Origin of the sequence: Klebsiella sp. K47, from assembly GCF_051858335.1 — a bacterium.
In the GTDB taxonomy this organism is placed as follows: Bacteria; Pseudomonadota; Gammaproteobacteria; order Enterobacterales; family Enterobacteriaceae; genus Klebsiella; species Klebsiella pneumoniae.
This window is the reverse complement of sequence record NZ_JBPYUI010000077.1, coordinates 1-1,313: the sequence shown is the minus strand read 5'-3', so window position 1 is coordinate 1,313 and position 1,313 is coordinate 1. Positions and strand designations below refer to the sequence as shown.

Here is a 1,313-nt window from a genome sequence, read left to right as displayed (position 1 = left end):
GACTGCGTCGTACCTTCCGCATGGCCTTTGCTGCCGCCACCCGCCAGCAGGGCGCTGGTCATGTTCCCGGCGAACTGAGAGCCAATGCTGCCCCCGGTGCTGATACCGCCGCCCTGATGCTGCGTCTTATAATCCGCCTGGTTGTGGATATCGCTGAAGCCCAGCGTGCCGGTATTGAGGCTGTTTTTATCTGCGCTTCCTGTGGCAGCAATCACCCCGCCATTCAGCTGCGTGTGGCTGCCCACAGAGACATCAAAGCCGCCCTGACCAGCAAATATCCCGCTCTGCTCCTGTACCGAGGACCAGTCACTGGTCATTTTGTCACGACTGGCATTCAGGCTTCCCGACCACGACCCGGCGCCGAAGGTGTAACCCAGGCCACCGCTGAGACTGCTCTGCGTGCTGTCGTAATGGTCGCTGTCCCGCAGACTGGTTATCGTCAGGTCGCGGCCGACATCAGCCGTCACCTGATGGCCGCTGACCTGTGCGCCGGCCAGCGTGGTATCCCGTCCGCTGCTGATGATGACCTGATGACCGGCATCCACCGTGGTTTCATTCTGCCAGGTGCCGTTGCCGCTCTCATGCCCTTTGCTGCTGCTGGCGTTTGCCGAGATGCTGATACCGGCGCCACCTGCGCCAGCGCCAATACCCACCCCGATACTGCCGCCGCTGCTTTTGTTGCTGCCGGTAGTCTGCTGTGTGTCCTGTGATGCTGTCAGGTTCACATCCCTGAACGCCTCCAGCGTGACATCCTTACCGGCTTTCACCTGGCCGCCCGCGACCGTGATGTCGCCGCCCGTTGCCGTAACAGCGAGGTTATTTCCGGCATTCAGGGTGCTGCCGCTGGTCGTCACCTGCTCCGAATGTGACCGGGAGGAAGAGGACTGCGAACCCAGCGACGCGCTGATACCAATCGTATTGTTATTGTCCTTATCGCTGCCGCCTCTGGCCCCATCCAGCGCGACGGCCTGGGCGGCCTGGATACCGGAAAGCGCCGCTTTTGTTCCCTGAAGCGCACTCAGGCGACTGTCACTGCTTTCCTTCGCCTTCTGCGTGGCGGAAACCGCGTTGTTCACCGCACCGCCTGCGCTGCCTGACAGGGCCACCGTCAGCCCGCTGGATTTCTGCTCAAACTTCTCGTCGACCGTCCGGGTGTCGTGCCCGGGGTCAATCACCACGCTGTCTCCGGTGATGCGGATATCCCGGCCCGCAACCACATCTGAACCACCGATATGCGCCTGCTTACCGGCAGAAATCACCACGCTACCGCCCGTACTTCCCGTCGTGGAAGCACTCTGGCTCTGGGTGGTGCC

The 1,313-nt window shown here is 62.1% G+C and carries 1 protein-coding gene; it reads right to left on the bottom strand.

Translation table 11 applies throughout. The features are described from left to right. Positions 1 to 1,313 (bottom strand): hemagglutinin repeat-containing protein (locus RRF55_RS27100; RefSeq protein WP_176377144.1); only part of this gene is annotated, 1,313 nt, incomplete at both ends.